Raw genomic sequence first — 24,101 nt, forward strand, 5'->3', positions numbered from 1 at the left:
GCGGGACTCCCCCTGAGATCGGATCTCGCCGTGAGACCGGTCGCCCGCGCCGCATCGGCCTCGCCGGCGCGCCGGCGACGGACCGGCTGATCACCGATGCTGGCACGCGTGCCGGGCCCGGGAAACGCCTGTGGAGGAGCTGTCGGGAGAAGTTAACCTGCCCGACGCGTCCGGCGGGTCAGCCGTTCGCCGCCGCCGACGCCTGGGCCTCGCCGCGCCGCTTGATCTGGTTGAAGGCGAACTGGGCGAGGTCGTCACCGGCCGCGAAGGCCTTGGTGTCCTTCATGGTGACGTCCTTGCCGCTGGTGAAGCCGGTGAGGGTGAAGTAGGCGTAGCGGCCGTAGGAGTTGGTGGTGGAGCGGCAGACCGCGCCGACGCAGAACGGCTTGACGCCCGTGCCGGACAGCGGCTGCACCATGCCCTTCTTGGGGGAGGTCGCCTTCTTCGTCCGGGCGGCCTGCGCCTCGGTGTCGAAGACGGCGACACCGACCGTGACGGCCACGCCGCCCTGCGTGTAGGTGACGCGCATCAGTCGGGTGCAGCCGCCGGCGGTGAGCGCCTGGGGCAGGGTGCCCTTGGCGGCGGAGCCGCAGTCGGTGGTGTCGGCGGTCGGGCCCTTCTTGTACACGGTCGAGCCCATGGTGAGCTGCGAGCCGGGGAAGAGGATGTCCGGGCCGAGCGGCGCGGTGTCCTTGTTCTTGCTGGAGACGAAGTCCTTCGGGTTCAGCGGGGGCGGGGCGCTCGTCGGGGCGAACGACGGGGCCGTGGCCGTCTCGCCGGGGATGGACGCCGTCGGCGGCAGCGAGCTGGGGTCACTGCCCGCCTGGTTGCTGCCGTTCGCCGAGGTCACGGCCAGGGCGACCGCGGCGCCGACCGCGAGGGTGGCCAGCGTGCCGCCGCCGATGAACAGCATCCGGCGCCGCTTGTTGCGCGCTTCGGACGCCTCGGCCAGCGCCGCCCAGTCCGGGGTCTCGCCGTCACCGCCGTCGCTCCACGGCTGCTGGGAGTTCGGTTTCCAGGGATCCCACTGGGGCTGCTGGGGTCCCCCCTGCCCATAGCTCATGGGGCGCATCTTAGACGGGGTGCCCATGTGTCATGCCCGCTCCAGTGGGGAGGGCGGAACGGCGGTGCCCGCGGGGGGCCCGGGCGGGGCCGTTTTGACCCATCCCCCTGTGCCCCGGTATTCTGCTTGTTCGTTGTGTATTGGCTTGCTCATTCTCACGGGACGGGCCCTTACACCGGTCCACCGGGCCGATGACCAGCGACCCCACGTACGCGGTATGCGTCGCCGCCGTGGGCCAAGGCTGTCGTGATCGTTTCGGTGACCTTGTCTAGGACCATTCACTCGAAGCGAAGGCTACGAACCGTGCGTACGTACAGCCCCAAGCCCGGCGATGTGACGCGCCAGTGGCACGTCATCGACGCTCAGGACGTTGTCCTGGGCCGTCTCGCCACCACCGCGGCCTCCATCCTGCGCGGCAAGCACAAGCCGATCTACGCGCCTCACGTTGACACGGGTGACTTCGTCATCATCATCAACGCCGACAAGGTGCACCTGTCCGGCAACAAGCGGACCCAGAAGATGGCGTACCGCCACTCCGGCTACCCGGGCGGTCTGCGCTCCGTCCGTTACGACGAGCTGCTGGACAAGAACCCCGAGAAGGCCATCGAGAAGGCCGTCAAGGGCATGCTCCCCAAGAACACGCTGGGCCGTCAGATGCTCTCGAAGCTGAAGGTCTACAAGGGTGACCAGCACCCGCACGCTGCCCAGCAGCCGGTGCCGTTCGAGATCACCCAGGTCGCGCAGTAAGTCCGGCCACCCCAAGACTGAAGAGAATCTGAGGAGAATCGTGGCCGAGACCACTGCCGAGCAGCCGATCGAAGAGATCGACATCGAGAGCTACACCACCGAGTCCGAGGTGCCCGTCGAGGGCGAGTACACCTCGGAGTCGATGGCTTCCCGCTTCGGCGAGCCCCAGCCGGCCGCCGGCCTGGGCCGCCGCAAGAACGCCATCGCCCGCGTCCGGATCGTCCCGGGCACCGGCAAGTGGAAGATCAACGGTCGCACCCTCGAGGACTACTTCCCGAACAAGGTGCACCAGCAGGAAGTCAACGAGCCCTTCAAGGTGCTCGAGCTCGAGGGCCGTTACGACGTCATCGCCCGCATCGCGGGTGGCGGTGTCTCCGGTCAGGCCGGCGCCCTGCGCCTCGGTGTCGCCCGTGCCCTGAACGAGGCCGACGTCGACAACAACCGCGGCCCGCTGAAGAAGGCCGGCTTCCTCACGCGTGACGACCGTGCGGTCGAGCGCAAGAAGGCCGGTCTGAAGAAGGCCCGCAAGGCCCCGCAGTACAGCAAGCGCTAAGCTTCGCTGCCTGCTCGTACGTATCCGGGTTCCGTTTCGGTTGCCCTCGCGTACTCCGAACGCCCCGGCGGCACGCCAGTGTGCCGCCGGGGCGTTCGTTTATCACAGCCTTCGGGCGTATAACGGCACAAGACGTTCAGCAGCTTGTGCGATTGCGTGCCCGGGCGGCGCAGTCCCGGGACACGAACGGCACGCGCAGGGGCCGCACCGGCGCGCCGCTCTTCGTAACTGACGCTTCCTCAGGAGGACACGTGGGACGACTCTTCGGCACGGACGGGGTGCGCGGTGTCGCCAACGCGGATCTGACCGCCGAGATGGCACTCGGCCTGTCCGTCGCGGCGGCACACGTACTCGCCGAGTCGGGCACCTTCGAGGGGCACCGGCCGGTCGCGGTGGTCGGCCGTGACCCGCGCGCGTCCGGGGAGTTCCTGGAGGCCGCCGTCGTCGCGGGCCTCGCCAGCGCCGGCGTCGACGTGCTGCGCGTCGGTGTCCTGCCGACCCCGGCCGTCGCGTTCCTGACCGGCGCGCTCGGCGCCGACCTCGGTGTGATGCTGTCCGCCAGCCACAACGCCATGCCCGACAACGGCATCAAGTTCTTCGCCCGCGGCGGCCACAAACTCGCCGACGACCTGGAGGACCGGATCGAGGCGGTGTACGACTCCCACCGCCACGGCGAGCCGTGGGACCGCCCGACCGGCGCCGGAGTGGGCCGCGTCCGCGACTACGAGGAGGGCTTCGACCGGTACGTCGAGCACCTCGTCGGCGTGCTGCCGAACCGGCTCGACGGGCTGAAGATCGTCCTTGACGAGGCGCACGGCGCCGCCGCCCGGGTCTCCCCGGAGGCGTTCACGCGGGCCGGCGCCGAGATCGTCACGATCGGTGCGGAGCCGGACGGGCTCAACATCAACGACGGCTGCGGCTCCACCCACCTCGACCTGCTCAAGGCCGCGGTCATCGAGCACGGCGCGCACTTCGGCATCGCCCACGACGGCGACGCCGACCGCTGCCTCGCCGTCGACCACACCGGTGAGGAGATCGACGGCGACCAGATCCTCGCCGTGCTGGCCCTCGCCATGCGGGAACGGTCCGCGCTGCGCTCCGACACCGTCGTCGCGACCGTGATGTCCAACCTCGGCTTCAAGCTGGCGCTGGAGCGGGAGGGGCTGAAGCTCGTCCAGACCGCGGTCGGCGACCGCTATGTGCTGGAGGAGATGAAGGAGCACGGGTACGCGCTCGGCGGCGAGCAGTCCGGGCACGTGATCATCCTCGACCACGCGACGACGGGTGACGGGACGCTGACGGGCCTGCTGCTCGCGGCGCGGGTCGCCGAGACGGGGCGGTCGCTGCGGGAGCTCTCCTCCGTGATGGAGCGGCTGCCGCAGGTGCTGATCAATGTGCGGGACGTGGACCGGGCCCGTGTCGGGAACTCGGCCGATCTCGCCGCTGCCGTCTCCGACGCGGAGCGGGAACTCGGCGAGACCGGGCGGGTGCTGTTGCGGCCCTCCGGCACCGAGCCGTTGGTCCGGGTGATGGTCGAGGCGGCGGACATCGAGCAGGCTCGGTCGGTGGCCGGGCGGCTGGCCGATGTCGTCAAGTCGGCGTTGGGGTAATTCGCCGGCTCGGGGCGGGGGTTCCGCGTGACCCGGTCTTCGGGTTCGCCGTGGCTGGTCGCGCAGTTCCCCGCGCCCCTTCAAGACCGGCTGTCCCGCCGTTCCTTCGTGAGATCCCTCTGCCTGGCCCAGAAGAGCTTCTGGGCCAGGAGGGTGAGCGTGCCCGCCAGGACGATTCCCAAGAGGTTCAGCAGGAGCTGTTCCGAGGAGCGGAGCGTCTGGTGGGTGTCGCCGTAGATCAGGGCGACGGCCGCGTTCGCGGCGGCCGGGACCGTGGTGACGGAGATGGCGACGCCGACCAGGGCGCCGGACTTCGACGACGTCAGGGACAGGGTGCCGGCGCAGCCGGCGAGGACCGCCACGACGAACGAGAACCAGTCCGGCGCGTAGATGAAGCCGGTGTTGGGCCGCGGCGCCTCCAGCCGGCCCTTGGTGAACAGGCCGACGGCGTCCATGAAGAGGCTGAAGCCGAACGTCAGCGCCATGGCCGCCGCGAAGCCCACGATCAGCGCGATCACGGACCGCAGTGCGAGGCGCGGGGCGCGTTGCACGATCGCCGTGCAGATCCCGGCCAGCGGCCCGAACTCCGGGCCGACGGCCATCGCGCCGACGATCAGGATCGCGTTGTCCAGCACCACACCGCACGCCGCGATCATCGTGGCCAGCGTGATGAACGCGACATAGGTGATCGAGAGGGTCGACTCCTCGTGGGTCGCCTCGGTGAGGTGCTCCCACAGCACGGCGTCCGCGCCCTCGCCGGGTGCGTCGTCCTCCGCCTGGTCGGCCCGCCGGGACAGCGACAGGTCGATGTTCTCCACGGCGATGGAGCCGGTGCGTTCCAGACCGAGGTCCTGGAGGCCGGAGAGCAGTTCGTCGCCGGCCTCGCGGGCCACGTCGCACAGCACCACGTCCCCGGCGGGAACGCGGGCGGCGCCGGGCAGGACCACGAGGTGCGTGGTGCCGACGGTCTTCTCGATCAGGCGGACCACGTCGTCCGTCGTGCCGGACGGTGTGATCAGGCGCAGATGCAGCATGACGCCCTTTCTAACAGGCGCGCCGGGTACGCCGGGGGCCGCTACAGCTTGCGCAGGCTCAGGCGCTGCACCTTGTGGTCCGGGCCCTTGCGGACGACCAGGGTGGCGCGGCCGCGGGTGGGGGCGATGTTCTCGACCAGGTTCGGCTTGTTGATCGTCCGCCACATGGTGCCGGCGTAGTCGAGGGCCTCCTCCTCGGACACCTGCGTGTACTTGCGGAAGTACGACGAGGGGTCCTGGAAGGCCGTCTCGCGCAGCTTCCTGAAGCGGCTGAGGTACCAGCGCTCGATGTCCTCGACGCGCGCGTCGACGTACACGCTGAAGTCGAAGTAGTCGGCGAGGCCGACCCGGGTGCGGCCGTCGTTGCCGGGCAGGGCGGGCTGCAGGACGTTGAGCCCCTCGACGATCAGGATGTCCGGGCGGCGCACGACGAGCTTCTCGCCGGGGACGATGTCGTAGATCAGGTGGGAGTAGACGGGCGCGGTGACCTCGCCCTTTCCCGCCTTGATGTCGGCGACGAAGCGGGTCAGGGCGCGGCGGTCGTACGACTCGGGGAAGCCCTTGCGCGACATCAGGCCGCGGGCCTGGAGCTCCTTGGTGGGCAGCAGGAACCCGTCCGTCGTGACCAGCTCGACGCGCGGGTGCTCGGGCCAGCGCGAGAGCAGGGCCTGCAGGAGACGGGCGACCGTGGACTTGCCCACGGCGACCGAGCCGGCGACCCCTATGACGAACGGGGTGCCCGACTGGGAGCCCTGCTCGCCGAGGAAGGTGTTCAGCGCCCCTCTGAGCCCGTCGGTGGCGCCGACGTAGAGATTGAGCAGCCGGGAGAGCGGGAGGTAGATGTCGCGCACCTCGTCGAGGTCGATGACGTCACCCAGGCCGCGCAGCTGTTCGACCTCCGCCGCGCTCAGCGGCAGCGGAGTCTTGTCGCGCAGCGCGCTCCACTCGGCACGGGTGAGGTCGACGTAGGGAGTCGCCTCCGGACGGTTCCGGTGGGCGCTCCGGGGCATCGAGGAGACCGGAGAGATCACAGTCCATTGTTAACGGAGTTTGAACGCCTCGGGGGGTGGGGTGCGTCACGCGGGCGCGGGTGGTGATCACGCGGGCGTCACGGTCCGGTCGCGAATGGGTGTTCCGGAGACCATCTGTGGATCTGCTGTGTGTAATGTCCACGTAAAACGCTGGGTTGTGCTGAAGAGAGAGTAGTTTTTCCGTGAGTCTCACCACCGTTCGCCGGGCCGGTCTGGCCGCCTCGGTCGCCGTGCTCGCGCTCGTCGTGTCCGCCTGTGGTTCGGACAGCGGGGACAAGGCCGGCGACGGCAAGACCGCGCAGGCCGACAAGACGGCCTCAGCCGCGCCGGCGTACGCGAAGCCGCTGACCGCCGCCGAGCTGGAGAAGGCCGTGGTGTCCCAGGCGGACGTCAAGAGCGGCAAGGTCTCCACGGTGGAGGCGAAGGACGAGATCGCGCAGGGCGAGATCAAGACCGACAAGCCGGCGTGTGCGCCGCTCGCCGACGTGCAGGCCGGGACCTACGTCGGCGCCCCCGCGGCCCACGTCAAGCGGCACTGGCTCGCCGACCAGAAGAAGCCGGCCGCCTCAGCGGGAGCGGAGGAGAAGCTCACCGCGGCCCTGGACCGGACGAACGCCTTCGTGACGCTGGCGTCCTACGCGGACGGGGGCGCCGCGAAGGCGTTCGCCGACCTGAAGGGCGCCGTGGCGGCGTGTGCCGGTGGCTACTCCTGGACCGCGGGAACCGACAAGACGCCGTACGCCAAGGTCATCAGCACCCCCGCGCCGCAGGGTGGCGACGAGGCGCTGGCTCTCACGTCGATGTTGGAATCGGACGGTGACCAGGTGCCGGTGAAGGCCGTCGTCGTCCGCAAGGGCGCCACCGTCGCGTACTTCAACGCCATCAACTTCGGCGCTGCCGCCACCGGCAAGGACTACCCCGTCCCGGCCGAGCTCGTCCAGGCGCAGCTCGCCAAGCTCGGCTGACCGTCGTAAGGTGCCCGCCGGGCGGTCGATGCCCGGCGGGCCCGTTCGCGGATCAGTGGTGACCGAGCGGTGCCGGTCCTGTGAGGAGTCATGGGACGCCGGGGGGTGCGGCTGTGTGCGCACGGTGAGGATGAAACCCTGGTGGCCGCGAGCCGCTGAGACGTGCCACTCCGCCGTACCGGCGCGATCTGTTCGTCATACAAACTTTCCGGCGGCTTGCCGGTCATACGGTCGCGGCATGTCGGCCTGCGTACAGAAGGCGCCCACGAGGCCCACAGAAGGCGACGACGAAACGGTGGATGGATGAGCCAGGCGGACGGCACGGACGTGATCGGCGTGCCCGAGACAGCAACAGCCGGGACCACGGCGACCATGCAGGCGGTCCCGTCGCCCGCCGGTGCGCCCGCGGCGGAGAGGCGTCCGCGTGGGCAGCGTCTGGCCGCGCTCGACGGACTGCGTTTCGTGGCGGCACTCGCGGTGGTGCTGTTCCACTTCGTCGGCCAGAAGCCGTCGACGGTGAAGCACATCTGGGGCCGTCCCTACCAGGAGCTCTTCCCCGAGGCGCACGCCTACTTCGCCTACGGCCGGCTCGGCGTCGACCTGTTCTTCCTGATCAGCGGCTTCGTCATCTGCATGAGCGCCTGGGGCCGCAGCCCGCGCGACTTCTTCATCTCCCGCGTGACCCGGCTGTACCCGATGTACTGGATCTCGGTCGTCGTGGCCGCGTCCGTCATCTTCCTCTTCACCACCCCGTTCGGGCACCCCAACCCACGCGTCGTCTTCGCCAACCTCACGATGCTCCAGCAGCCGCTCGGCGTGAAGGACCTCGACTCGGTCTACTGGACGCTCTGGCCCGAGCTGTGCTTCTACCTCACCTTCGCGGTCGTGGTGTGGAAGGGCCTGACCCATCAGCGGGTGGTCGTCTTCTGCGGGCTGTGGACCGTCGCCGCGGTGCTGGCGCCCTCCGCCCACATCCCGCTGCTCACGCTGCTGGTCAACCCGCCGTCCGCGCCGTACTTCATCGCGGGCATGGCCTTCTACCTCATGCACCGGTTCCGGCCGACGCCGTTGCTGTGGGGCATCGTCGTGATGTCGTGGCTGCTCGCCCTGCACTTCCTGCTGGCCCCGGACGGCGGCCGCAACAACTGGGACGTCTGGTCGCCGTGGCGCGGCTCGCTGATCGTGACGATCACGGTGTTCTTCGCGCTGATCGCCGCGATCGCGCTCGGCTGGACGAGCCGGATCCAGTGGCGCTGGCTGACCGTCGCCGGGACGATGACCTTCCCGCTGTACCTGCTGCACGACGTCATCGGCATGACCGTCGTCCACCACTTCGGCGGCCGGGTCGCGCCGTGGACGCTGGTCGCCGTCACCGTCAGCGCCCTGGTGCTGCTGTCCTACCTGGCCCACCGCTTCGTCGAACGGCCGCTCGCCGCGCGCATGCGGCGCTGGCTGAAGTCGGCGAGCTTCAGCCTCCAGGCGCCCGCTCCGCGCCGCTGAGTCCCTGACGGGGCGTTCGTATCCCCGTGGGAATTTCCGATTTCGGGCACGCGACGGGGGGTTCGCGCCCGCGATGGATCGTAGGCTGCGGTGCCATGTGCGGAATCGTGGGATACGTGGGGGCGCAGTCGGCGCTCGATGTCGTGATGGCCGGGCTCAAGCGGCTGGAGTACCGCGGGTACGACTCGGCGGGTGTCGCCGTGCTCGCGGACGGCGGGCTCGCCGCCGCCAAGAAGGCCGGCAAGCTCGTCAACCTCGAGAAGGAGCTGCTCGAACACCCGCTCCCGGCCGGCACCACCGGCATCGGACACACCCGCTGGGCCACCCACGGCGGCCCGACGGACGCCAACGCCCACCCACACCTGGACAACGCGGGCCGGGTCGCCGTCGTCCATAACGGCATCATCGAGAACTTCGCGGCGCTCCGGGCCGAGCTGGCCGAACGCGGGCACGACCTGACCTCGGAGACCGACACCGAGGTCGTCGCGCATCTGCTGGCCGAGGAGTTCTCCTCCTGCGCCGACCTCGCGGAGGCCATGCGGCTGGTGTGCCGACGGCTGGAGGGCGCGTTCACGCTGGTCGCCGTGCACGCGGACGAGCCGGACGTGGTGGTCGGCGCGCGGCGCAACTCCCCGCTCGTGGTGGGCGTCGGCGAGGGTGAGGCGTTCCTCGCCTCCGACGTCGCCGCGTTCATCTCGCACACCCGCTCCGCGATCGAACTCGGCCAGGACCAGGTCGTCGAGCTGCGCCGCGACGGCGTGAGCGTCACCGGCTTCGACGGCAGCCCCGCCGAGGTCCGCTCCTACCACGTCGACTGGGACGCCTCCGCCGCCGAGAAGGGCGGCTACGACTACTTCATGCTCAAGGAGATCGCCGAGCAGCCGAAGGCGGTCGCGGACACCCTGCTGGGCCGTATCGACGGCTCGGGCTCGCTCACCCTCGACGAGGTCCGCATCACGCCGTCCGAACTGCGCGAGATCGACAAGGTCGTCATCATCGCCTGCGGTACGGCCTTCCACTCCGGCCTGATCGCCAAGTACGCCATCGAGCACTGGACGCGGATCCCGTGCGAGGTGGAGCTGGCGAGCGAGTTCCGTTACCGGGACCCGATCCTGGACGCGCAGACGCTGGTCATCGCCATCTCCCAGTCCGGCGAGACGATGGACACGCTGATGGCACTGCGGCACGCCCGCGAGCAGGGCTCCAAGGTGCTCGCCATCTGCAACACCAACGGCTCCACGATCCCTCGCGAGTCGGACGCGGTGCTGTACACGCACGCGGGTCCGGAGGTCGCGGTCGCCTCGACCAAGGCGTTCCTGACGCAGCTCGTCGCCTGCTACCTCGTCGCCCTGTACCTGGGCCAGGTCCGGGGCACCAAGTGGGGCGACGAGATCCGCGCGGTCATCCGGGACCTCGCGCAGATCTCCGGCGAGGTCGAACGGGTCCTGGAGACGATGGAGCCGGTACGGGAACTGGCGCGCTCGCTGGCGTCCAAGGACACGGTGCTCTTCCTGGGCCGGCACGTGGGGTACCCGGTCGCCCTGGAAGGCGCGTTGAAACTGAAGGAACTCGCCTACATGCACGCCGAGGGCTTCGCGGCGGGCGAGCTGAAGCACGGGCCGATCGCGCTGATCGAGGAGGACCTCCCGGTCGTCGTGGTCGTCCCCTCCCCGCGCGGCCGGTCGATCCTGCACGACAAGATCGTCTCCAACATCCAGGAGATCCGGGCGCGGGGTGCCCGCACGATCGTGATCGCGGAGGAGGGCGACGAGGCGGTCGTCCCGTACGCCGACCACCTCATCCGCATCCCGGCCACCCCGACGCTGCTCCAGCCTCTGGTGGCGACGGTGCCTTTGCAGGTCTTCGCCTGCGAGCTGGCGACCGCCCGGGGCAACGAGGTGGATCAGCCGCGCAACCTGGCGAAGTCGGTCACGGTGGAGTGAGGGTCGTTCTTTAGCGCGTCCACGAACGTGACGAAGGCCCCGGCCGGGACGGTGAGGATGGCTCCGGCCGGGGTTTTGGAGTCGCGGATCGCTACGCGCGTGCGGCGGTTGGCGATCTCTACGCAGGCGTTGCCGTCGCCGCTGCCGGAGTAGGACGACTTACGCCACGTGTCGTGGGTGGTCACCGGGCGCCTCACAGTTCCTTGACCAGCTTGTGGATGAGGTCACGCGCACCCTCGGGAGCGAGTGACGTGGCCTCCACTCTACGGAAGAGCGTTCGAAAGAGGCCGAGTTGTGCCTCGGAGTCGATGAACAGCGAGCCGTGGGGCCCGTCGCGCACCACGGTGTCCAACCTCGGTACGTCACCACCGGCATACACCATGGCGGCGGTGACGTCGGCGAAGCCGTCCAGTTCGAACGGGATGACCCGCACAGTGATGTGGTCGGCCTGCGAGATCTCCAAGATATGCGCGAGTTGAGCTCGGCAGGCAGCTCGGCCGCCGACCCTGATCCGCAGGGCCGCTTCGTGGATCACCACGGTGTACGGGATCGGCTGCGGGCTCTCGATGACACGGCGCCGATGCAACCGGTGACGAACACGCAACTCCACATCCTCGTCGGAAAGCGTGGGCACCCGGCAGGAGAAGAGGGCGCGGGCGTAGTCCTCGGTTTGAAGGAGGCCGGGGACGTGCAGGAAGTCCACGTCCCACCGAAAGGTGGCGTGGTGTTCCAGTTCGGACAAGTCCAGGAACGGCGTGGGCAGCTGGCCTCGGTACCCCTCCCACCATCCGCGCGTGCGGTCGGTCGCCATGGCTGCCAGCGCATCGATCAACGCGCCGTCCGTACAAGCGTAGTTGGCTGCGAGTCGACGGACCCGCTGCTCGCTCACCCCCGCGATGCCCGACTCGATCTGGCTCATCTGGACGGAGTTCACCCCGAGCAGGCTTGCCGCCTCGGTGGCTTTGAGGCCCGCGGCCTCTCGCAACCTGCGGAGTTCGGAGCCCAGGCGCATTTGGCGAGCGGTGGGCTGCCGTCGTGCTGGCACGCTGTCCTACTTTCCTCAACAGCCTTGGTGGAGCTACTCCTTCGAGGGGTAGGTTACGCGATCCGCTTGCGGCGAATGAAATTTATGACCTACCGTCAGTGACGTACCGCACACGCACCGGAAGTGCACCGTGCCGTCCTGCCTTGACGGCCGCGGCGATGCCGCCCTGCGTAAATCCCCACTCAACCAACGGAGTTGATCCGCCATGCCCGAAAACGAACCGTGGGAGTACGTCCTCCACATCCCCAACGACGTCCGCGCCGTGACCGTCTGTCGCCGCACCCTGCGTCTGATCCTGACCATGCACGGACTGATCGGCCTCGTCGACGTCGCCGAGCTGCTCGCGACGGAGCTGGTGTCGAACGCCGTGCGGCACACCAAAGGGCCGGCGGCGCTGCGGGTGCGCTGGTCGCCGCCGGGGACGTTGCGGATCGGGGCATGGGACGCCGACCCCGAACCGCCGGAGCCACCCGTGGCGTTGGACCAGGTCACGGACGCGGAGGACGGCCGGGGCCTGGCGCTAGTGCGGGCCTTCGCTGACCTGTGGGGCTGGCAGCCGCTGACCCGGCACGGCAGCCGTGGGAAGTATGTGTGGTGCGAACTGGCGGCGGCGTAAGGGGCCGGTTACCCCAGCGCCTGCCTCCGCCGACGTACCACCAAGAGGGCCGCCGCGGCGGTCCAGCCCCAGACGGCCCGGTTCGCCGTCTTCGTCAGTCCCACCGGTCGCTCCTGTTTGTGGCGTACGTGTCAAGGCGACGCAGATGATCAAAGCCTGATCAGAAGCTCGGCCCGGCGATCCCCCGCAGACATAGGGTGCACGGCATGAGCATCATCGGGGTCGGTATCGACGTGGCCGAGATCGAGCGGTTCGCGGCGTCGCTGGAGCGTACGCCCGGGCTGGCTCAGCGGCTGTTCGTGGAGAGCGAGTTGCTGCTGCCGAGCGGGGAGCGGCGCGGTGTCGCCTCGCTCGCCGCGCGCTTCGCCGCGAAGGAGGCGCTGGCCAAGGCCCTCGGTGCGCCGCCCGGACTGCACTGGACCGACGCGGAGGTGTGCGTCGAGGACAGCGGGCAGCCCCGGCTGCGGGTGACGGGGACGGTGGCCGCGCGCGCGGCCGAGCTGGGCGTACGGTCCTGGCACGTGTCGCTCAGCCATGACGCCGGGGTCGCGTCGGCGGTCGTGATCGCGGAAGGGTGAGGGAGGCGAGCGGCCCGCGCGGGTGCCGCGCGGGCCGTCGTGGCGGTCAGTGGTCGTTGACGAAGCTCACGTAGTAGGAGCCGCGTCCGCCCGCACCCTCGTAGTTGAGGCCGAAGCGGTCGTACTCGTCCATGTCGTACTTGATGCCCTCGGCGGCCGAGTGCGAGGCGCACGAGCCCTTGCCGCCGCTCGCCGTGAGCTTGTAGCCGGAGCGGTTGGCGGTGACGTCGTCGACCGTCACCCACGCCGAGTGGCCGTTCGCGGACGTGTCGCACACGGAGACGATGTCGCCGTGCTCCTTGACGTAGACCTTCACGCCGGTGCCGGACCACACGTGGTCCCACGACGAGCCGCTGGGCGGCGCGACGGCGGCGGTCGCGGACGGCGCGGTGATGGTGGTCAGCGCGGCCAGGGCGGCGGCGCCGGCCAGGGCGGCGGCGAGGCGACGGCCGCGGGGGGAGCGCGCGGTGATGGTGGGGGATGCGCTGGTGTGAGGCATGAGCCCTCTCGGATCGTTCGTCGGTCGAAGTGATCACCCTATGAGCTGCGGTGGGGTGGGGGCACGCGGATAAGTGCCGTTGCGGCGGAGCGCGTTGGCCGCGCACGTCGGGCCGTTCTCGGGGCAGACTCGGGCTTATGCGTACCGCGTACAGCGTCGAGACGGTCAGGGCAGCCGAGCGGGAGCTCATGGCGCGGCTACCGGAGGGCGCCCTCATGCAACGGGCCGCCGCCGGACTCGCCGCCGCCTGCGCCGAAGCGCTCGGGCGGGTGTACGGCAGCCGGGTCGTGCTGCTCGCCGGCAGCGGCGACAACGGGGGTGACGCCCTGTACGCCGGGGCGCGGCTCGCCCGCCGGGGCGCCGGAGTCACCGCCGTGCTCCTCAGTCCCGAGCGGGCGCATGCCGGAGGGCTCGCGGCGCTGCGCCGGGCCGGCGGGCGCGTCACCGGCACCGGCGGCGCCGAAGAGCTGATCGGGCGGGCCGACCTCGTCGTGGACGGCATCGTCGGGATCGGCGGGAAGGGCGGGCTGCGGCCCGAGGCGGTGCCCCTGGCCGAGGCGGCGGCGCGGTCTCGGGCCGCCGTCGTCGCCGTCGACCTGCCGAGCGGGGTCGACGCGGACACCGGGGAGGTGCGGGGGGCCGCTGTGCGGGCGGACCTGACCGTCACCTTCGGCACCCACAAGCCGGGGCTCCTCGTCGATCCCGCGCGGGAGTACGCGGGCAGCGTGCGCCTCGTGGACATCGGGCTCACGCTGCCCGAACCGCCCGAACTGGAGGCGTTGCAGCACGCGGACGTGGCCCGGCTGCTGCCGGTGCCGGGCGCCGAGAGCGACAAGTACCGGCGTGGCGTCGTCGGGATCGCCGCCGGGTCCGCGCGGTACCCCGGCGCCGCGGTGCTCGCCGTGTCCGGGGCGCTGCGGGGCGGCGCGGGGGCCGTGCGGTACGTCGGCCCGGCGGGCGGCACGGTCGTCGCCCGCTTCCCCGAGACGCTCGTGTCCGACCAGGGGCCCCGGAAGGCGGGGCGCGTGCAGGCCTGGGTGGTCGGGCCGGGGGCCGGCGACGACGCGGAGACCGTGGCCGAGGTGGTGGAGAGCGACGTACCCGTGCTGATCGACGCGGACGGGCTGCGGCTCGCCGACCGGGAGACGGTACGCGCGCGTACGGCGCCGACGCTGATGACGCCGCACGCCGGAGAAGCTGCCGCACTGCTCGGTGTCGCACGTGAGGAGGTCGAGGGGGCGCGGCTCGGCGCGGTGCGCGAGCTGGCGGAGCGGTACCGGGCGACGGTGCTGCTCAAGGGGTCGACGACGCTGGTCGCCGACCCGGGGCGCGAGGCGGCGGTGCGGGTGAACGCGACGGGGACGCCGTGGCTGGCGACCGCGGGCAGCGGCGATGTGCTCTCCGGGCTGACCGGGTCGCTGCTGGCGGCGGGGCTCCCGGCACGGGACGCGGGGAGCGCGGGGGCGTATCTGCACGGACTCGCGGGCCGTTTCGCCGCGCGGGGCGTGCCGGTGGGGGCGCATGACGTGGCGTCGGCGATTCCGGATGCCTGGCGGGACGTACGGGGCACGGCCTGAGCGGGAGCAGGCGCACGCCGGCTGACGATTGCGGGCGTGGCGTACCCCATGGGCACGGTGTCGTGGGCCTGTCGGACCCCTCTGAGACACTGGGGGCGCGATGACTGAGACAGCGACCTCGCGGACCGCGTCCCTGCGGGCCCGCGCCGAGATCGATCTGGCCGCCCTGCGGGCCAACGTGCGCACTCTGCGCGAGAAGGCCCCGGGCGCCGCCTTCATGGCCGTGGTCAAGGCCGACGGGTACGGCCACGGCGCGATCCCGTGCGCCCGCGCGGCCGTCGCGGCGGGCGCCACCTGGATCGGTACGGCCACGCCCGAGGAGGCCCTCGCCGTACGCGACCCGCGGTCCGGGATCGCGCCGGACGTCCGCGTGATGTGCTGGCTGTGGACGCCCGGCGGGCCCTGGCGCGCGGCCATCGAGGCCGGCATCGACATCTCCGTCAGCGGCATGTGGGCCCTGCGCGAGCTCACCGAGGCCGCGCGCACCGCCACCCGCCCCGCGCGCGTGCAGCTCAAGGCCGACACCGGCCTCGGCCGCAACGGCTGTCAGCCCGCCGACTGGCCCGAACTGGTCGGCGCCGCACTGGCCGCCGAGCGCGAGGGCATCCTGCGCGTCACCGGCCTGTGGTCGCACTTCGCGTGCGCCGACGAACCGGGGCACCCCTCCATCGCCGCCCAGCTCGCCCGCTTCCGGGAGATGACGGCGTACGCCGAACAGCGGGGCGTACGCCCCGAGGTGCGGCACATCGCCAACTCCCCGGCCACGCTCACCCTCCCCGAGACCCACTTCGACCTGGTCCGTCCCGGTATCGCCATGTACGGCATCTCGCCCAGCCCCGCACTCGGCACCGCCGCGGACTTCGGACTGCGCCCGGTGATGACCGTCTCCGCGCCGCTGGCCCTGGTGAAGCAGGTGCCGGGCGGCCACGGCGTCAGCTACGGGCACCACTACGTCACCCCCGGCGAGACCACCCTCGGCCTCGTCCCCCTCGGCTACGGCGACGGCATCCCGCGCCACGCCTCCGGCGCCGGACCGGTGCTGGTGGACGGCAAGTGGCGTACCGCCGCCGGACGGATCGCGATGGACCAGTTCGTCATCGACCTCGGCGGCGACACGCCCGAGCCGGGCAGCGAGGCGGTCCTGTTCGGGCCGGGCGACCGCGGCGAGCCGACCGCCGAGGACTGGGCGCAGGCCGCCGGCACCATCGCCTACGAGATCGTGACCCGCATCTCATCGCGTGTTCCCCGCGTCTATGTGAACGAGGAACCAGTCGGGCAACCCGGCGACGAGTGACCAGCAGCAGCCCGGTGAAGAGGAGCGGTACGTGAGCGAGAGCCCTGTGGAGTCCGCCGTGTCGGCCGCCGTGGCCGCGGCGGACTCGGCCGGCTGGCGCCGGGCCACCGGCATCGCGGGCGCCGCGATAGGCGTGCTCGCGGCGGGCGCGGCCGCCGGTGTCGCCATAGAGCGGATGACCGTCGGCCGCGGCATGCGCGCGAAGGCGCGGCTCGCCCTCGACTCCGCCGGCCCCTACGGCGCGCTGCGCGGCACCCCCGGCAAGGCGTACGCCGACGACGGCACCGAGCTGTACTACGAGGTCGACGATGTGGAGCCGGAGGGCGGCTCCGCGCCCCGGCGCCGGCGGCTGTTCGGCCGTAAGACTCCGGCGCCCGTCACCGTCGTCTTCAGCCACGGCTACTGCCTGAACCAGGACTCCTGGCACTTCCAGCGGGCCGCGCTGCGCGGAGTCGTGCGGACCGTGCACTGGGACCAGCGCAGCCACGGCCGGTCCGGGCGCGGAGTGGCGCAGACCCAGGACGGCACAGCGCTCACCATCGACCAGCTCGGGCAGGATCTGAAGGCCGTCCTCGACGCGGCCGTGCCCGAGGGGCCGATCGTGCTCGTCGGGCACTCCATGGGCGGCATGACCATGATGGCGCTGGCTGCCCAGTACCCGGAACTGATCCGGGACCGCGTCGTCGCGACCGCCTTCGTGGGGACGTCGTCGGGGCGGCTCGGCGAGGTCAACTTCGGGCTTCCCGTGGCCGGCGTCAACGCCGTGCGGCGGGTGCTGCCCGGGGTGCTGAAGGCGCTGGGGCAGCGGGCCGAGCTGGTGGAGAAGGGGCGTCGGGTGACCGCCGACCTGTTCGCGGGGATCATCAAGCGGTACTCGTTCGCCTCCCGGGACATCGACCCGGCCGTCGCCCGGTTCGCCGAGCGGATGATCGAGGGCACGCCCATCGACGTGGTCGCCGAGTTCTACCCGGCGTTCACCGACCACGACAAGACGGAGGCGCTGGCCTTCTTCCGGGACATGCCGGTGCTGGTGCTGGCCGGGGTCGACGACCTGGTCACGCCGAGCGAGCACAGCGAGGCGATCGCCGACCTGCTGCCGGACGCGGAGCTGGTGCTGGTGCCGGACGCCGGGCACCTGGTGATGCTGGAACACCCGGAAGTGGTCACCGACCGCCTCGCCGACCTCCTCACCCGTGCGGGTGCCGTGCCGGCAGCGGCTACCGTGAAGGGCTATGGAAGCACCAGCAGCACCGCACAACCCGGATAAGACCCAGCTGACCATCACGTCCCCCGAGCAGATGCGCGAGCTGGGCCGCCGGCTCGCCAAACTGCTGCGCGCCGGCGACCTCCTGATGCTCTCGGGGGAGCTGGGCGCGGGCAAGACCACGCTGACACGCGGCCTCGGCGAGGGGCTCGGCGTGCGGGGCGCGGTCACCTCGCCGACGTTCGTGATCGCCCGCGTGCACCCGTCCCTGGTGGACGGCCCGCCGCTGGTCCACGTCGACGCCTACCGGCTGTCCGGCGGCCTGGACGAGATGGAGGACCTCGACCTGGACGTCTCGCTGCCCGACTCGGTGATCGTCGTGGAGTGGGGCGAGGGCAAGGTCGAGGAGCTGACCGAGGACCGGCTCCAGGTCGACATCCACCGGGCCGTCGGCGACACCACGGACGAGGTCCGCCAGGTGACGCTCACCGGGCTGGGGGAGCGCTGGTCGGGCGCGGACCTGAGCGCGCTGGCGGCCTGAGGCGGCCGACTGGGCTCGAGGGGCCTGCGGGCACCCTCCGCGCCGTACGTTCCGACACGGTGTCGGGAAGATGTTGCGCCCGAGGTCGGGGGCGTGGTCACATGGTATCCGGATCGTAGTTAGGTCTACCTAAGTGCGCCCGCCCCCGAGCATCAGGAGGCGTCCCATGCCCGCTGCCGAGACCCCGAAGCCGCAGTCCGGCCCCGCCGTGCGCCCCGGACCGTCCATGCGCGACCTGCTGGCCTCCTGCGCGGCGGCCGACGCCGTCTCCCGGCCCCCGAGAGAGCCGGAACCGGTGTGCGACGGCTCCCCAGAGGAGTGCCGCAAGGCCGCGTAAGGCCTCCGGCCGGACGCGGACCCACGTCCCCTTGCCCGACGGCGCCCCCTGACCTGCGCAGACCTGCACGCCGCCGGACGGGCACCGCCCGTCGAGCTTGCGTGAGCTGCGCTGCCGTCGAAGGGGGCACACGCATCCGGCCCCGGCACTGCCCAAGGCCACTCGAACCCGTTGCTCGCCCGGCCGACCGCTCACAGAGTCGGTGCCGCTCTCAACTCAACGGCACGTGCGCGCGGTGCGATGCCCGGCGGGGCGTCGGGTCGTTTCGGTCCCGTGGGCCCGCGCGCCCGGTGCGGCGTCGAGTCGCTTCGGCACGTGGGCGTGCGCGCCCGGCGGGGCGTCGAACCGCTTCGGCACGTGGGCGTGCGCGCCCGGTGGGGTGTCGGGCTGGTTCGGTGCGGCGGGGTCGGGTCCTGCCTCCGGTTGGCGGGTGCTCGCGGAGTCTGTGCGGCTCGCCCGCGGGCGTGTGCCTGCCTTGCGCGGCGGGGCGTCGGGTCGTTCCAGTTCCGTGGGCCTGCGGGCCGGTGGGACGTGGGGCTGCTTCGGGCCGGCGGGATGCGGGTCCTGCCTCCGGCTGGCGGGCCCGCGCGCCCGGTGGGGCGTCGAGTCGCTTCGGCATGTGGGCGTGTGCGCCCGGTGGGGTGTCGGGCCCGCTTTCGGCCGGCGGGGTGTGGGTCCCGCTTCCGCCCCGCGGGGACCGCGCGGCCGGTGGGGTGTCGGGCCGTTTCTCGGCGCGAGGTGCTCGGCGACGCGCACGCCGGGGTGTCGGGTCCCGCTTTCCGCCCGGAGGGCCTAGTGGATCACCACCACCCGGCGGCCGATCGTCGCGAAGTCCCACATCGCCGCGCCGTCCGGGCGGGACTCGCGGATGCCGCCGGTCAGGACGCCGTCGTCCGGCGGCTGGGTCGCCGGTCCGGTCTCCGCGCTGAAGCCGATCGAGACGCCGTTCACGGCGGTGAAGCGGACGACGTGCTCGACGGGGATGCCGTCCGTGCCCGTCACCGCCCCCGAGCGGGAGGTGACCATGTAGACGCCCGGCGCCGGGTCCACCTGGCCGGGGTCGACGCGGAACACGCGCCGGACCTTGTCGCCCTGGTCGACCAGCCACACCCGGTTGTCGTCCAGGCCGTACACGACGCGCGGCCCCCTGCCGGTGCCGGCGGGCAGGGCCGCCGGGTTCTTCTTGTCCCGGGGCGCCTTGGAGGCGCTCACCGCCGGCGGCACGGTCGGCTTCGCGGCGCCGCCCAGCTCGGCCGGGATCGTCGCGGACGCCTGCCAGCCGAGGAAACCGACCGTCGCCAGGGCCGCCGTGGTCAGCCCGGCCACGAACCCCGCGCTGCTGCTTGCCACCGTCGTACACCTCACCACAAATGCAAAGGAAACGGTCTGTGCGGCGACGGTAGCAGTCACCGCCCGCCTCACCGGCGCGTCCGACACGGGCCCCGCGGAGCCGTAGGCTGTTTGCGTGCTCTTGCTCGCTCTGGATACCGCCACACCCGCCGTGACCGTCGCGCTGCACGACGGCACGGACGTCATCGCCTCTACGAGCCAGGTGGACGCGCGCCGGCACGGCGAGCTGCTGCTGCCGGCCGTGGACCGTGTGCTCGCCGAGGCCGGACTGAAGCTGGACGCCGTCACCGGCATCGTCGTCGGCACCGGCCCGGGCCCGTACACCGGGCTGCGCGTGGGCCTGATGACCGCCGACACCTTCGGCCTCGCGCTCGGCGTGCCCGTGCACGGCGTCTGCACCCTGGACGGCCTGGCCTACGCCGCCGACCTGGACTCCGGCCCCTTCGTCGTGGCGACCGACGCCCGCCGCAAGGAGGTCTACTGGGCCACGTACGCCGACTCCCGCACCCGGCTCACCGGCCCGGCGGTCGACCGCCCCGCCGACATCGCCGAGCAGGTCGCCGGACTCCCGGCCGTCGGCGCGGGCGCGCTGCTGTACCCGGACACCTTCCCGCAGGCCCACGCCCCCGAGCACGTCTCCGCCGCTGCCCTCGCCCGGCTCGCCGCCGGGAAACTGGCCGCCGGTGAGGAACTCGACCCGCCGCGCCCGCTGTATCTGCGCCGGCCCGACGCCCAGGTCCCCAAGAACTACAAGGTGGTCACCCCCAAGTGACCGGAGCCGACACCGTCGTCCTGCGCGAGATGCGCTGGTGGGACATCGATCCCGTGCTGGGGCTGGAACGCGACCTGTTCCCCGAGGACGCCTGGTCGCGCGGCATGTTCTGGTCCGAGTTGGCGCACTCCCGGGGCGCCGACGCGACCAGGCGGTACGTCGTCGCCCAGGCCGGCGAGCGCATCGTCGGCTACGCCGGGCTCGCCTCCTCCGGTGAGCAGGCCGACGTGCAGACCATCGCCGTCGCCCGCGACCAGCAGGGCACCGGGCTCGGCAGCCGGCTGCTGACCGAGCTGCTGCGGGCCGCGACCACCTTCGAGTGCGCCGAGGTACTGCTGGAGTGCCGGGTGGACAACACCCGCGCCCAGAAGCTCTACGAGCGCTTCGGCTTCGAACCCATCGGCTTCCGGCGCGGCTACTACCAGCCCGGGAACGTGGACGCCCTGGTCATGCGCCTGACCGACCCTTCTTCCTCCGTACAAGGAACCGAGATCAATGGCTGACGAACCCCTGGTCCTGGGGATCGAGACCTCCTGCGACGAGACCGGTGTCGGCATCGTGCGCGGCACCACCCTGCTGGCCGACGCCATCGCCTCCAGCGTCGACGAACACGCCCGCTTCGGCGGTGTCGTCCCCGAGGTCGCCTCCCGCGCCCACCTGGAGGCGATGGTCCCGACCATCGACCGCGCGCTGAAGGAGGCGGGCGTCAGTGCGAAGGACCTCGACGGCATCGCCGTCACCGCCGGTCCCGGCCTCGCCGGTGCGCTGCTGGTCGGCGTGTCCGCGGCGAAGGCGTACGCCTACGCCCTCGGCAAGCCGCTGTACGGCGTCAACCACCTGGCCTCGCACATCTGCGTCGACCAGCTCGAGCACGGCCAGCTGCCGGAGCCGACGATGGCGCTGCTGGTCTCCGGCGGGCACTCCTCGCTGCTGCTGTCCTCCGACATCACCTCCGACGTCCGCCCGATGGGCGCGACCATCGACGACGCGGCCGGCGAGGCCTTCGACAAGATCGCCCGCGTGCTGGACCTGGGCTTCCCCGGCGGCCCGGTCATCGACCGGTACGCGCGCGAGGGCGACCCGGCGGCGATCGCCTTCCCGCGCGGCCTCACCGGCCCGCGCGACCCGGCGTACGACTTCTCCTTCTCCGGTCTGAAGACCGCCGTCGCCCGCTGGATCGAGGCGAAGCGGGCCGCGGGCGAGGAGGTCCCGGTGCGCGATGTCGCCGCGTCCTTCCAGGAGGCCGTGGTGGACGTGCTCACCCGCAAGGCGGTGCGCGCCTGCAAGGACGAGGGCGTCGACCACCTGATGATCGGCGGCGGCGTGGCCGCCAACTCCCGGCTGCGCGCGCTGGCCCAGGAGCGCTGCGAGAAGGCCGGCATCCGGCTGCGCGTCCCGCGGCCCAAGCTGTGCACGGACAACGGCGCGATGGTCGCCGCGCTCGGCGCCGAGATGGTCGCCCGGGGCCGGGCCACCTCCAGCTGGGACCTGTCCGCCGACTCCTCCCTGCCGGTCACGGACCCGCATGTGCCCGGGCACGGCCCTGCGCACGAGGTGAGCCACGACCACGTGCACGAGGTGAGCAAGGACAACCTGTACTCATGACCGTCGCGGTGATGTGGGAGGCGCGGGCGGTCGCGGGCCGGGGCGCGGACCTGCTGGAGTGGGCCCGGTCCCGGGCCCTGGACGGGACACCGCTGCGCCGCGAGACCTTCCGCGCCCCGCAGGACCGCGTCCTGGTCATCACCTGGTGGGACGCCCCCTACGACGCCGACCTGCCCGAACTGCCCGAGCCGGACGCCGGCCTGGTGACCCGGCCGGTGCACCGGTGGCGGTTCGAGTCGGTGGCGGAGGACTGACCGGGGCGCGGCAGGACAGGGGCGGACCGTTCGCGACCGACGGCAGTCGAATGTTTCGGGCGTGCGGGGATACGATCGCCGCCATGACAGCCTCGGAATCCGCCGATACGCAGACCACAGGCCGGTCCGGCCGCACCGCGACGCTCGCCGAGATCGCCCGTGAGGCCGGGGTGTCGGCCCCGACCGTTTCGAAGGTCCTCAACGGCCGGGCCGATGTCGCCCCGGCCACCCGGGCCCGGGTCGAGGAGTTGCTGCGGGCCCACGGCTACCGGCGCCGGCGCGCCGAGGCCAGCCGCTCCCCGCTGATCGACCTGGTCTTCCACGAGCTGGAGAGCGCGTGGGCGATGGAGGTCATCCGGGGTGTGGAGAACGTCGCCCGGGACGCCGGGCTGAGCGTCGTGCTCAGCGAGAGCGCCGGGCGGCTCACCCCCGGGCGGACCTGGGCCGACCAGGTCGCCGCGCGCCGCCCGCACGGTGTGATCCTCGTGCTGTCCGACCTCGACGAGTCCCAGCGGGCGCTGCTGACCAGCCGTTCCGTCCCGTTCGTGGTGATGGACCCGGCCGGCGACCCCGGCGCCGACGTGCCCTCCATCGGCGCGACCAACTGGCAGGGCGGCCTCGCCGCCACCCGTCATCTGATCGATCTCGGCCACACCCGGATCGGTGCGATCAGCGGGCCGAAGCGGATGATCTGCAGCCGCGCCCGTGTCGACGGCTACCGCGCCGCTCTGGAGACCGCTGGGCTCCCGGTCGACCCGGAGCTGGTCCGGACCGGCGACTTCCACCACGAGACCGGCTACCGGCTCGGCCGCGAGCTGCTGCGGCTGCCGGAGCGGCCCACGGCCGTCTTCGCGGGCAACGACCTGCAGGCGCTCGGCCTGTACGAGGCCGCGCGCGAGCTGGGCCTGCGCATCCCCGAGGACCTCAGCGTGGTCGGCTTCGACGATCTGCCGGTGGCCCGCTGGGTCGGGCCGCCGCTGACGACCGTACGGCAGCCGCTGACCGAGATGGCGGAGGCGGCGGCCCGGCTGGTGCTGGAGCTGGGACGCGACGGCGGGACGCCGGTGGCCACCCGGGTGGAGCTCGCGACCAGCCTCGTGGTGCGGGCGAGCACGGGGGCGCCGGCGGCCGGAAGGTGACGAATTGACGGGTGAGGCGTCTGCCCCCACACTCCTCCGAAGTCAATCGGTTGCCCAACCGAAACTTTCGGAGCAGCAGCAGGTGCGCGGCCCCACCCTGGTCCGGCACAGCCAGAACCCGAGCCGGCTGACCGGCCGCAGCTGGACCCCGGCCCGTGGGGGTTCACCGACTCCGACTCCTGGGTGCCGAGCACCTTCCCCGGCTACGGCGCGGCGACGCCGTACGACGAGAACCACCAGCCGAAGCCGGCGTACCACGGCATCGCGGAGGCGCTCGGCGGCAGCGCAGGAAACGCGAACGGGAGCGGTGGCGACCCCGCACCCGTGGTGTCGGTGGGCTGAGAGAAATTTCCCGAGAGAAATCCGGCGGGTGTGTCGATCCCGTCGTCCGCCGATCGACGCAGGGGTGAGAGGCCGGGAAGGACCCGGCCGACCGGACACCGAGGAGGCGTCATGCCCCGCTATCTGTCGCTCGTGCGGATCGACGAGAACAACGCGCCCGCCGGAGGCCCCAGCGCCGAGCTGATGCAGCGCATGGGAGAGCTGATCGAGGAGATGACCAAGGCCGGCGTGCTGCTCGACACCGCCGGGCTGACCCCGACCGCGCAGGGCGCCCGGGTGCACTACGAGGGCGGGCAGCTCTCCCTCGTCGACGGGCCGTTCACCGAGACCAAGGAGGTCATCGGCGGATACGCCCTGATGCAGTGCAAGGACCAGGCCGAGGCCGTGGAGTGGACCAAGCGGTTCCTGAAGGTCCACGAGGCGGAGTGGACGGTCACCTGCGAACTGCGGGAGATCGCGGAGGGCTGAGTTCCGCTTGGTCCGCGGCCCTGCCGGGTGTTCG

The 24,101-nt window shown here is 71.8% G+C and carries 26 protein-coding genes and 1 pseudogene; 20 read left to right on the forward strand and 7 right to left on the reverse strand.

What is annotated here, in order from left to right:
- Positions 1–178 precede the first annotated feature (178 nt).
- On the reverse strand, positions 179–1,063 hold the full coding sequence (locus tag AC0B9F_RS21730; RefSeq protein WP_472004994.1) for a hypothetical protein: 885 nt from the start codon (positions 1,061–1,063) through the stop codon (positions 179–181).
- Positions 1,064–1,366: 303 nt separating this feature from the next.
- On the opposite strand from AC0B9F_RS21730, the gene rplM reads away from it, so the two are divergent.
- The 3 genes from rplM to glmM all read left to right on the forward strand — a co-directional run bounded on the left by rplM (position 1,367) and on the right by glmM (position 3,973).
- Positions 1,367–1,810: a 50S ribosomal protein L13 gene (rplM, locus tag AC0B9F_RS21735; protein WP_472004996.1), complete on the forward strand. Its 444-nt coding sequence runs from the start codon at positions 1,367–1,369 to the stop codon at positions 1,808–1,810.
- 40 nt (positions 1,811–1,850) lie between these two features.
- Positions 1,851–2,363 carry a 30S ribosomal protein S9 gene (rpsI, locus tag AC0B9F_RS21740; RefSeq protein WP_468452395.1) on the forward strand — a complete coding sequence of 171 codons (513 nt, stop codon included), beginning with the start codon at positions 1,851–1,853 and terminating at the stop codon, positions 2,361–2,363.
- Between the two features lie 251 nt (positions 2,364–2,614).
- Entirely contained in the window at positions 2,615–3,973 is a 1,359-nt protein-coding gene (gene glmM, locus AC0B9F_RS21745) for a phosphoglucosamine mutase (protein ID WP_472004998.1), read from the forward strand.
- 80 nt (positions 3,974–4,053) lie between these two features.
- Here the strand turns inward: glmM and AC0B9F_RS21750 are convergent, their stop codons facing one another.
- The gene (locus AC0B9F_RS21750; RefSeq protein ID WP_472005000.1) at positions 4,054–5,007 is read right to left on the reverse strand and encodes a DUF389 domain-containing protein; all 954 of its coding nucleotides are present in this window, start codon (positions 5,005–5,007) and stop codon (positions 4,054–4,056) included.
- Positions 5,008–5,048: 41 nt separating this feature from the next.
- The gene (gene coaA / locus AC0B9F_RS21755) at positions 5,049–6,017 is read right to left on the reverse strand and encodes a type I pantothenate kinase (RefSeq protein WP_472005325.1); all 969 of its coding nucleotides are present in this window, start codon (positions 6,015–6,017) and stop codon (positions 5,049–5,051) included.
- 203 nt (positions 6,018–6,220) lie between these two features.
- On the opposite strand from coaA, the gene AC0B9F_RS21760 reads away from it, so the two are divergent.
- The 3 genes from AC0B9F_RS21760 to glmS all read left to right on the forward strand — a co-directional run bounded on the left by AC0B9F_RS21760 (position 6,221) and on the right by glmS (position 10,446).
- Positions 6,221–7,003, forward strand: coding sequence for a hypothetical protein (locus AC0B9F_RS21760; protein ID WP_472005002.1), 783 nt, complete (start codon positions 6,221–6,223; stop codon positions 7,001–7,003).
- Between the two features lie 303 nt (positions 7,004–7,306).
- Positions 7,307–8,503: an acyltransferase family protein gene (locus AC0B9F_RS21765; RefSeq protein WP_472005004.1), complete on the forward strand. Its 1,197-nt coding sequence runs from the start codon at positions 7,307–7,309 to the stop codon at positions 8,501–8,503.
- Between the two features lie 95 nt (positions 8,504–8,598).
- Positions 8,599–10,446 (forward strand): glutamine--fructose-6-phosphate transaminase (isomerizing), encoded by a 1,848-nt coding sequence (glmS, locus tag AC0B9F_RS21770; RefSeq protein ID WP_472005006.1) that lies wholly within the window; start codon positions 8,599–8,601, stop codon positions 10,444–10,446.
- Here glmS and AC0B9F_RS21775 read toward each other — a convergent pair.
- Both AC0B9F_RS21775 and AC0B9F_RS21780 read right to left on the reverse strand, forming a co-directional pair.
- Complete coding sequence (locus AC0B9F_RS21775; protein ID WP_472005008.1) at positions 10,407–10,631, reverse strand: DUF397 domain-containing protein; 225 nt, start codon at positions 10,629–10,631, stop codon at positions 10,407–10,409. The two genes, glmS and AC0B9F_RS21775, sit on opposite strands and share 40 nt — an antisense overlap.
- Before the next feature lie 8 nt (positions 10,632–10,639).
- Entirely contained in the window at positions 10,640–11,458 is an 819-nt protein-coding gene (locus AC0B9F_RS21780; RefSeq protein WP_472005010.1) for a helix-turn-helix domain-containing protein, read from the reverse strand.
- 238 nt (positions 11,459–11,696) lie between these two features.
- Between AC0B9F_RS21780 and AC0B9F_RS21785 the strand changes: the two genes are divergently transcribed.
- Complete coding sequence (locus AC0B9F_RS21785) at positions 11,697–12,107, forward strand: ATP-binding protein (RefSeq protein ID WP_472005012.1); 411 nt, start codon at positions 11,697–11,699, stop codon at positions 12,105–12,107.
- A gap of 206 nt (positions 12,108–12,313) precedes the next feature.
- Positions 12,314–12,685 (forward strand): holo-ACP synthase, encoded by a 372-nt coding sequence (locus tag AC0B9F_RS21790; protein WP_472005014.1) that lies wholly within the window; start codon positions 12,314–12,316, stop codon positions 12,683–12,685.
- Positions 12,686–12,731: 46 nt separating this feature from the next.
- On the opposite strand, the gene AC0B9F_RS21795 is transcribed toward AC0B9F_RS21790, so the two are convergent.
- Entirely contained in the window at positions 12,732–13,184 is a 453-nt protein-coding gene (locus AC0B9F_RS21795; RefSeq protein ID WP_472005017.1) for a hypothetical protein, read from the reverse strand.
- 137 nt (positions 13,185–13,321) lie between these two features.
- Between AC0B9F_RS21795 and AC0B9F_RS21800 the strand changes: the two genes are divergently transcribed.
- From AC0B9F_RS21800 to AC0B9F_RS21820, 5 genes are all read left to right on the forward strand, one after another.
- The gene (locus AC0B9F_RS21800) at positions 13,322–14,761 is read left to right on the forward strand and encodes an NAD(P)H-hydrate dehydratase (RefSeq protein WP_472005019.1); all 1,440 of its coding nucleotides are present in this window, start codon (positions 13,322–13,324) and stop codon (positions 14,759–14,761) included.
- Between the two features lie 100 nt (positions 14,762–14,861).
- Positions 14,862–16,055, forward strand: coding sequence for an alanine racemase (gene alr / locus AC0B9F_RS21805; RefSeq protein ID WP_472005021.1), 1,194 nt, complete (start codon positions 14,862–14,864; stop codon positions 16,053–16,055).
- 31 nt (positions 16,056–16,086) lie between these two features.
- Complete coding sequence (locus AC0B9F_RS21810) at positions 16,087–17,322, forward strand: alpha/beta fold hydrolase (RefSeq protein ID WP_472005023.1); 1,236 nt, start codon at positions 16,087–16,089, stop codon at positions 17,320–17,322.
- Positions 17,288–17,800, forward strand: coding sequence for a tRNA (adenosine(37)-N6)-threonylcarbamoyltransferase complex ATPase subunit type 1 TsaE (gene tsaE / locus AC0B9F_RS21815; protein WP_472005025.1), 513 nt, complete (start codon positions 17,288–17,290; stop codon positions 17,798–17,800). The genes AC0B9F_RS21810 and tsaE overlap by 35 nt, the downstream gene beginning before the upstream one ends.
- 166 nt (positions 17,801–17,966) lie before the next feature.
- Positions 17,967–18,137: a hypothetical protein gene (locus AC0B9F_RS21820; protein WP_472005027.1), complete on the forward strand. Its 171-nt coding sequence runs from the start codon at positions 17,967–17,969 to the stop codon at positions 18,135–18,137.
- Between the two features lie 792 nt (positions 18,138–18,929).
- Here the strand turns inward: AC0B9F_RS21820 and AC0B9F_RS21825 are convergent.
- The gene (locus tag AC0B9F_RS21825; protein WP_472005029.1) at positions 18,930–19,487 is read right to left on the reverse strand and encodes a hypothetical protein; all 558 of its coding nucleotides are present in this window, start codon (positions 19,485–19,487) and stop codon (positions 18,930–18,932) included.
- Positions 19,488–19,602: 115 nt separating this feature from the next.
- On the opposite strand from AC0B9F_RS21825, the gene tsaB reads away from it, so the two are divergent.
- The 7 genes and pseudogenes from tsaB (at position 19,603) to AC0B9F_RS21860 (ending at position 24,067) form a co-directional block, all read left to right on the forward strand.
- The gene (gene tsaB / locus AC0B9F_RS21830) at positions 19,603–20,259 is read left to right on the forward strand and encodes a tRNA (adenosine(37)-N6)-threonylcarbamoyltransferase complex dimerization subunit type 1 TsaB (RefSeq protein WP_472005031.1); all 657 of its coding nucleotides are present in this window, start codon (positions 19,603–19,605) and stop codon (positions 20,257–20,259) included.
- Positions 20,260–20,288: 29 nt separating this feature from the next.
- A complete protein-coding gene (gene rimI, locus AC0B9F_RS21835) occupies positions 20,289–20,762 on the forward strand; it encodes a ribosomal protein S18-alanine N-acetyltransferase (protein ID WP_472005326.1) in 474 nt (157 codons plus the stop codon).
- Positions 20,755–21,864: a tRNA (adenosine(37)-N6)-threonylcarbamoyltransferase complex transferase subunit TsaD gene (gene tsaD, locus AC0B9F_RS21840; RefSeq protein ID WP_472005033.1), complete on the forward strand. Its 1,110-nt coding sequence runs from the start codon at positions 20,755–20,757 to the stop codon at positions 21,862–21,864. Before rimI ends, tsaD begins: the two co-directional genes overlap by 8 nt.
- On the forward strand, positions 21,861–22,118 hold the full coding sequence (locus AC0B9F_RS21845) for a hypothetical protein (RefSeq protein WP_472005035.1): 258 nt from the start codon (positions 21,861–21,863) through the stop codon (positions 22,116–22,118). The genes tsaD and AC0B9F_RS21845 overlap by 4 nt, the downstream gene beginning before the upstream one ends.
- An 83-nt stretch (positions 22,119–22,201) precedes the next feature.
- Positions 22,202–23,257, forward strand: a complete 1,056-nt coding sequence (locus tag AC0B9F_RS21850; RefSeq protein WP_472005037.1) for a LacI family DNA-binding transcriptional regulator — start codon at positions 22,202–22,204, stop codon at positions 23,255–23,257.
- A 156-nt stretch (positions 23,258–23,413) separates the two neighbouring features.
- Positions 23,414–23,542 (forward strand): annotated as a pseudogene (locus AC0B9F_RS21855) (endo-1,4-beta-xylanase); the annotation flags it as partial.
- Between the two features lie 168 nt (positions 23,543–23,710).
- Positions 23,711–24,067 (forward strand): YciI family protein, encoded by a 357-nt coding sequence (locus AC0B9F_RS21860; protein ID WP_472005039.1) that lies wholly within the window; start codon positions 23,711–23,713, stop codon positions 24,065–24,067.
- Positions 24,068–24,101 lie beyond the last annotated feature (34 nt).

The organism is Streptomyces sp. NPDC097129 (assembly GCF_055668065.1).

Coding starts and splice junctions, on each gene's coding strand:
- AC0B9F_RS21730 (WP_472004994.1), bottom strand. CDS start 1,063: ATGAGCTATGGGCAGGGGGGACCCCAGCAGCCCCAGTGGGATCCCTGG.
- AC0B9F_RS21750 (WP_472005000.1), bottom strand. CDS start 5,007: ATGCTGCATCTGCGCCTGATCACACCGTCCGGCACGACGGACGACGTG.
- coaA (WP_472005325.1), bottom strand. CDS start 6,017: ATGCCCCGGAGCGCCCACCGGAACCGTCCGGAGGCGACTCCCTACGTC.
- AC0B9F_RS21765 (WP_472005004.1), top strand. CDS start 7,307: ATGAGCCAGGCGGACGGCACGGACGTGATCGGCGTGCCCGAGACAGCA.
- glmS (WP_472005006.1), top strand. CDS start 8,599: ATGTGCGGAATCGTGGGATACGTGGGGGCGCAGTCGGCGCTCGATGTC.
- AC0B9F_RS21780 (WP_472005010.1), bottom strand. CDS start 11,458: ATGCGCCTGGGCTCCGAACTCCGCAGGTTGCGAGAGGCCGCGGGCCTC.
- AC0B9F_RS21785 (WP_472005012.1), top strand. CDS start 11,697: ATGCCCGAAAACGAACCGTGGGAGTACGTCCTCCACATCCCCAACGAC.
- AC0B9F_RS21790 (WP_472005014.1), top strand. CDS start 12,314: ATGAGCATCATCGGGGTCGGTATCGACGTGGCCGAGATCGAGCGGTTC.
- AC0B9F_RS21795 (WP_472005017.1), bottom strand. CDS start 13,184: ATGCCTCACACCAGCGCATCCCCCACCATCACCGCGCGCTCCCCCCGC.
- AC0B9F_RS21800 (WP_472005019.1), top strand. CDS start 13,322: ATGCGTACCGCGTACAGCGTCGAGACGGTCAGGGCAGCCGAGCGGGAG.
- alr (WP_472005021.1), top strand. CDS start 14,862: ATGACTGAGACAGCGACCTCGCGGACCGCGTCCCTGCGGGCCCGCGCC.
- tsaE (WP_472005025.1), top strand. CDS start 17,288: ATGGAAGCACCAGCAGCACCGCACAACCCGGATAAGACCCAGCTGACC.
- AC0B9F_RS21820 (WP_472005027.1), top strand. CDS start 17,967: ATGCCCGCTGCCGAGACCCCGAAGCCGCAGTCCGGCCCCGCCGTGCGC.
- rimI (WP_472005326.1), top strand. CDS start 20,289: ATGCGCTGGTGGGACATCGATCCCGTGCTGGGGCTGGAACGCGACCTG.
- tsaD (WP_472005033.1), top strand. CDS start 20,755: ATGGCTGACGAACCCCTGGTCCTGGGGATCGAGACCTCCTGCGACGAG.
- AC0B9F_RS21845 (WP_472005035.1), top strand. CDS start 21,861: ATGACCGTCGCGGTGATGTGGGAGGCGCGGGCGGTCGCGGGCCGGGGC.
- AC0B9F_RS21850 (WP_472005037.1), top strand. CDS start 22,202: ATGACAGCCTCGGAATCCGCCGATACGCAGACCACAGGCCGGTCCGGC.
- AC0B9F_RS21860 (WP_472005039.1), top strand. CDS start 23,711: ATGCCCCGCTATCTGTCGCTCGTGCGGATCGACGAGAACAACGCGCCC.